Raw genomic sequence first — 6480 nt, forward strand, 5'->3', positions numbered from 1 at the left:
CCTACGGGGGTCGGTCGACCGTGTTACTTGTCGACGTCCGGCCGTTTCGATACGTCCGGTCCGGCAATCGCTTCGGTGATCACTTCCGAGGGCGCGATCGAATCCGAGTGCGGGCCACCGACGTGCTGCTCGGCGCGGATGCGTTCGACCATGTGCGGATAGTGCAGCTCGAACGCCGGCCGCTCGGAGCGGATCCGGGGCATCTCGATGAAATTGTGCCGCGGGGGTGGGCAACTGGTCGCCCACTCGAGGGAGTTACCGAAGCCCCAGGGGTCGTCGACGGTGACCACTTCGCCGTAGCGGTAGCTCTTGAACACGTTCCAGATGAACGGCAGCGTCGAGGCCCCGAGGACGAACGATCCCACGGTCGAGATCTGGTTGAGGGTGGTGAATCCGTCGGACGGGAGGTAGTCGGCGTAGCGGCGCGGCATTCCTTGGGCGCCGAGCCAGTGCTGGACGAGGAAGGTGGCGTGGAAGCCGAGGAACGTCAGCCAGAAGTGCCACTTGCCCAGTCGTTCGTCGAGCATGCGGCCGGTCATCTTGGGGAACCAGAAGTAGATGCCGGCGTAGGTCGCGAACACGACCGTTCCGAACACGACGTAGTGGAAGTGCGCGACGACGAAGTAGGTGTCGGTGACGTTGAAGTCGATGGGCGGGCTCGCCAGGAGCACTCCGGACAGTCCACCGAAGACGAACGTGATCAGGAATCCGATGGAGAAGAGCATGGGGGATTCGAGGGTGACCTGGCCGCGCCACATGGTGCCGATCCAGTTGAAGATCTTCACCCCGGTCGGCACGGCGATGAGGAAGGTCATGAACGAGAAGAACGGCAGCAGCACGGCACCGGTGGCGTACATGTGGTGCGCCCACACCGCGATGGACAGGGCGGCGATGCCGACGGTGGCGTAGATCAACCCCTTGTACCCGAAGATGGGTTTGCGGGAGAAGACCGGGAAGATCTCCGAGACGATTCCGAAGAACGGTAGCGCGATGATGTAGACCTCGGGGTGTCCGAAGAACCAGAACAGGTGCTGCCAGAGCAACGCTCCGCCGTTGGCGGGATCGAAGATGTGGGTGCCGAGTTTACGGTCGGCGAGCAGGCCCATCAGTGCTGCGGTCAGCAGTGGGAACGCCAGCAGGATCAAGATCGAGGTCACCAGGATGTTCCAGGTGAAGATCGGTAGCCGGAACATCGTCATTCCCGGTGCGCGCAGGCACACCACGGTGGTGACCATGTTGACCCCGCCCAGGATGGTGCCCAGGCCGGCGACGAGCAGGCCCACGATCCACAGGTCGGATCCGATACCGGGGGAGTAGACGGCGCTGCTCAACGGGGTGTACGCGGTCCAGCCGAAGTCTGCGGCACCGCCGGGGCTGATGAAACCTGCGGTGGTGACCAGTGCGCCGAACAGGTACAGCCAGTAGGAGAAGGCATTGAGCCGGGGGAAGGCGACATCGGGTGCGCCGATCTGCAGCGGCAGGATGTAGTTGCCGAAGCCGAAGACGATCGGGGTGGCGTAGAGCAGCAGCATGATCGTGCCGTGCATGGTGAAGAGCTGGTTGTACTGCTCGTTGGAGAGGAACTGCATTCCCGGGACCGCGAGCTCGGAGCGCATGATCAACGCCATCAGGCCACCGACGAGAAAGAACCCGAACGAGGTCACCAAGTACATCAGTCCGATGACCTTCGGATCGGTGGTGGTGACCATCGTGTGCAGGAACGACCCCTTGCGGGCCCCGCGGGGTGGATAGGGGCGAACCGCCGGCGCAGCCGGAGGAGATGTCAGCGCCGTCATGGAACCACCTTCGTGTCGCACGCGAATTACAGGACGCGTCCGCCAGTGTAACCCAAATACTATGCAGCATAGTATTTGGGGTTGTTCAGATCAGCAGGACCGCGCACGCTGCGGCGGAGACCGCGCTGAGCGAGACGACGGCCAACACGGCCGGCACGACGAGGGGCAGCACGGCGGCGGCAGCATAAGCGCCCGCTCGGGTTCGGCTCGGTGTTTGCGCGCTCGTGTCGAGGTGATGCAACCGCTCGGTGGGCGAGTCCCCGATCAGGCCCAGTGCCCACAGTGGCCGCGCAGAATGCGCCTGCGAGACCGTCGACAATGCCGAACGTACAGTGTCGGCGCTGGTGACTGCGGCCGCGGACCGGTCGGCTGCGACCTCGACCAGGACCCGTACCGCCGCGGGTGCCGCGGCGAAGAGGGGAACGCGAGGAAGCGCTTTGGCCAGGATCTCGCAGATGTTGACGATGCGGTGATGGCGCCCGCGCAGGTGGGCACGTTCGTGTGCGATCACTGCTCGCTGTTGTTCGGGATCGAGATGGGCGAGCAGGCCTTCGGTGGCCACGACGTAGCCGGGGCGACCGTCGATGCTGTAGGCCAGCGGGAGTGGGTGGTCGAGCCACATGATCGGTTCGGGTCCGGGGTCCGTGCGCGCCACGACGGCGATGACATCGCGGTGATAGTCGCGGACTTTGGACCGCGCTCGAAGCTGACGGCGAGTCGAGCGCAGGACGCGCGCCGATGCCGACGCCGCGAGGACGACCGATGCCCCGGCGACCGCTTCCCCGATCCACGGCTGGGCCGCGTGTTGCAGCGAGCCCAGGCAGCGGACGGCGAGTTCGACCATGCCCTCGGCCGGCGCATGGCCGGGCCAGAGCAACACCGCCACCGCGGATCCCACGAGAAACAGCACCCCGGCGATGCTGCCGATCCAAGCGGTCAAGGCGAGAGAGGGGCCGACGGTGCGGGTGAGTGAGGTCAGCAGCGGCGGCATGGCAACGGCCACCAGGGTCGCGGCGAGGAGTAATGCCAGTGCGACGATCACCGGTTCGCGTCCGGCAGGTTCCCCCGCAGGGCGTCCAGTTCGTCGTCGGTGACGGTTTTCGCGAAATGCATCAGCACGGCGGCCGAGTCGGTGCTGGTGTCGAGGATTTCGCGCAGCGCTTGCGAGGTGGCCTCGGCCCGAGATTGCACGGGCGAGTAGAGATAGGCGCGTGACTGCTTGGTCCGCTCGACCCACCCCTTCTCGTGGAGATGGGTCACGACGGTCAGGATCGTGGTGTAGGCGGGGTTTCTGTCGGCCATGCGTTCACGCAGGTCGTGGACCGACTGCGGTCGATCACATTGCCAGAGCACGTTCATCACCTCCGCTTCGAGATCACCGAGCCTTTTCATCGCCAGTTCTTCTTTCCTCGTCGTGTCAGGTGATATCGACTCCGCGTGCCGACAGCCACGCCGTCGGGTCGGACTTGGCACCGTCGGGTTGCCACACTTCGTAATGCAGGTGGGGTCCGGTGGATTGGCCTCGGTTGCCTACCGTAGCAATGAGCTCGCCGGCTTTCACGCGTTGACCGGCGGTGACGAGCGCCTGGTCTATGTGGCCGTACACCCCGATCGTGCCGTCGTCCTGACGAATACGCACCCACAGGCCGAACCCTTGCGCCGGCCCTGCTTCGATGACCTCACCGTCGGTCACCGATACGATCGGCGTCCCGATCGTATTGGCGATGTCGAGTCCGTAATGCGTTGTCCCCCAACGCGGCCCAGAACTGGAGGTCAATGTGCCCGACACCGGCCCCACCGAGAGCGGGCGCCGCGCCTCGGCATCGCGTGCGGCGCGCTCCGCCGCCCGAACTCCCCCCTCGGCGAGTTGCTCGGTCATGCGCTGCGCGAGCCGGCCGACATCGAGATCGGGCATTTGCAACACCTGCGGGGGTGAGGCGACGACCGGGCTCGGCGGCAGGACGCCGGCGGGAGGGCTATCGATACTCGCAGCGCTGAGCGCCACACTGTCCTGCGACCCGGTGTTCGGAGACGTCGCTGCCGCGGACAGAAAGGCACCGACCGCGACCGACGCAGCGATGGCGCGGCCACCCGGCTTCGGCACCCGGCGGCGATGAAGTCCGCGGCGAGCACGTCGCGACACGGCCTGCACTACATCGCGGCCACCGTCGCCGTGTGTCGTCTCGTCCGGACCGGCCACGTGCACCCACATCGACGCGGCAGTGTCCGCGGCCGCGGTGTCCCAGGCGGCGCTGACCGCGTGAGCGGGTACATCCGGTGCGGGCGTCTGCGCCGAAGGCGTGTGCTCGTCCTGCGACCGATTGTCGGAGTACACGGTCTCGGCGGGCGACTCGGTCACGAAACGCGAGGGTGCGAACCCGGCGTGTCGATGACGGGGGTGATCGATGAGCGCCGTCGGCCTGTTGCCGACGGGCATCGAGACCGCGACGCCGGGTGCCGGCGCTGCGTAGTCGTCGTCGATCGGATCGGGTGTGCGGTGTCGGGCCAAGATCACAATCCTTGGTGGCTACGAGGCCGTGGCCTCGCTCGAGATAACGAAATGGTGACGGTCAGGCCACAGGTTACTACTATCGAGCATAGTTTTTCCATCCCACTCGACCCGGATTCGTCCGTACCGCTGGTCACGGTCCTCGGAGGACATCCCGCCGGGCTACGACATCCCGCCGGGCTACGACATCCCGCCGGGCTACGACATCCGCACCGGAACAGGGCTGGGCGTTTCGGGTATCAGGGGTGATCGCGCCGAGAGGACAGGCCACCGAGCATGGTGTTGTACGCCTCGAGTTCGGTATCACCTTGATCGTCGACTCGGCGGTCTCGTTGCCGTGCCGCGCTCTCGTCGGCCGCCGACCACCGGACCGCGGCGAGAACCGCGGCAGCGAGCAACGGCAACTCCCCGATGCCCCACGCCAGAGTGCCGCCGCGCCGCTGGTCGGCCAGCAGGTCTGCGTTCCAGTCCAGACGCAGTCCGCTGTAGAAGCTCGCTCCGAGCGCGGTCTCGAGATCGATCGTCACGACGAGGAAGAATGCGAACCCGGCCAATGCGGTGATACTCGCGAGCAACTTCGTCAGTCCCGCGATCGGTCTCGGTACCGGGTCTTCGCCGACCGTGCCCCAGAACATCACCATCCCGACGGTCAGGAACCAGCCCTTCATCACCATGTGTGCCACATGCGAGTCGGCGACGGTGTCGAACAGTCCGCCGGGGTAGAGCAGGTAGAAGCTGCTCAGGAACACCGTGGTGCTGACCCACGGGTGTATCGCGATCCGGGCTGCTCGGCTCTGCCATGCAGCCCGGAGCCATTCGCGCGAGCCCGGTGCTTCGGCGGCCGACGCGGTCGGCAGGACCGAGGCGAACAAGGTTGCCGGTCGGCCGAGGACCAACAGCAACGGCACGGCGACGGCGACCGCGGTCAGTCCCGCCATGTGCACGCTGAACATCGCCGGGCTGTAGAACCCGACCCCGGACGAGGTCGCCACGAGCAGCACCGCAGTACCCGCCAACCAGCTCGCTGTCCACCGCCGCCGCCATGACAGGCCTGCCCGCCGACGGCGCCGCACGGCCACCAGATACAGGACGGCCGCGATCACCGCCGCGGAGCCGAACACCAGGTCGAAACGCCACTCGAACGCCAACCGCGCAGCGGTGGGCGGGCCGTCCAACACGTAGCCCAAGGCCTCTTCGTGCACCTGGGGCAGCGAGGTGTCCTGCGGCGGGGGCGGGGGAGTGCGGCCCAGTGCGACCGCCAGGCCCACGGTGGTGACGAGAACGAGGGTCTCGATCATCGACAACGTGATCAGGGATCTGCGCCTCGCGGGGTCGTGAGCCAGAGCGCGGACCGTTCGTCGTCGCTGTATCCACCCGAGGGTCCCCACGATCGCCAGAGCTGCGATCTTCGCCAGTATCAGAGCGCCGTACGTCGAATCCCACAGCGACGTCACGGGCACTCGCACGGCAGCGTTGACCACTCCGGAGACCGCCATGATCACGAACGCGACCAGAGCGAGCGTCGAGTAGCGGCGGGTCGCGACGGCAAGGTGCCCACCTCCGCGCAGCGCATGAGCGAGAAGTGCGAGGAGTCCGCCCACCCACAGCGCGGCAGCGAGGATGTGCAGGATCAACGAGTTCGTCGCGATGTCGTGATTGCCGCCGGTCGAGGAGTGGCCGGTGACCGCGCGCGGGATCAACGCGAGCATCGACAGGGCGAACAAGGCGGGGGTCCATCGATGCCGCAACACCGCCGCGCATGCTGCGGCGGTGATCGCCGCGACCGCAGAGGTGATGGCCCATGCAGTGGAGGCCTCGACATCGCCGATCGCACCGAGGAACTGCACCGGTTGCGCTGCAACGGATCCGACAGGTTGACCCGAGGCGTCCGAGAGTGTCAGCGGCACCAACGCCGCCGCGCACACCGCCCACACTGCGGAGGCCTTCGCCGCGGTGCGGACGGCTACGTACCCGTCGATGTCGAGCACACCCGACCTCTGAGGCGGAACGAGAAATGCCGCGAGGAGCAGCGACCCCGCCGCCACGACGGCAGCCACCTCGCCGATCGCGGTCAGTGCCGGGATCCCGTACGTGGTGATCGGGCCCGGATCGGGCAGACCCAACAGCACGAGCGCTTGCGACGTCGACATCGCTGCGAGCAGTGCAGCGACCACC

Annotated in this window: 5 protein-coding genes; all 5 read right to left on the reverse strand. The window is 66.7% G+C overall.

From position 1 onward, the window contains the following. Positions 1-23 precede the first annotated feature (23 nt). Complete coding sequence (ctaD, locus tag A2J02_RS15725) at positions 24-1796, reverse strand: aa3-type cytochrome oxidase subunit I (protein ID WP_072692203.1); 1773 nt, start codon at positions 1794-1796, stop codon at positions 24-26. Between the two features lie 85 nt (positions 1797-1881). Next, positions 1882-2838, reverse strand: a complete 957-nt coding sequence (locus A2J02_RS15730; RefSeq protein ID WP_068051069.1) for a M56 family metallopeptidase — start codon at positions 2836-2838, stop codon at positions 1882-1884. Further along, positions 2835-3188 (reverse strand): BlaI/MecI/CopY family transcriptional regulator, encoded by a 354-nt coding sequence (locus A2J02_RS15735; protein ID WP_027494220.1) that lies wholly within the window; start codon positions 3186-3188, stop codon positions 2835-2837. The genes A2J02_RS15730 and A2J02_RS15735 overlap by 4 nt, the downstream gene beginning before the upstream one ends. A gap of 25 nt (positions 3189-3213) precedes the next feature. Further along, positions 3214-4008, reverse strand: coding sequence for a M23 family metallopeptidase (locus A2J02_RS15740; protein ID WP_082899521.1), 795 nt, complete (start codon positions 4006-4008; stop codon positions 3214-3216). Positions 4009-4544: 536 nt separating this feature from the next. Then, positions 4545-6480: cytochrome c oxidase assembly protein (locus A2J02_RS15745; protein ID WP_068051072.1), on the reverse strand; the 1936-nt coding region annotated here is incomplete at its 5' end.

It is taken from the genome of Rhodococcus sp. EPR-147, from assembly GCF_001647185.1.
Taxonomy (GTDB): domain Bacteria; phylum Actinomycetota; class Actinomycetes; order Mycobacteriales; family Mycobacteriaceae; genus Rhodococcoides.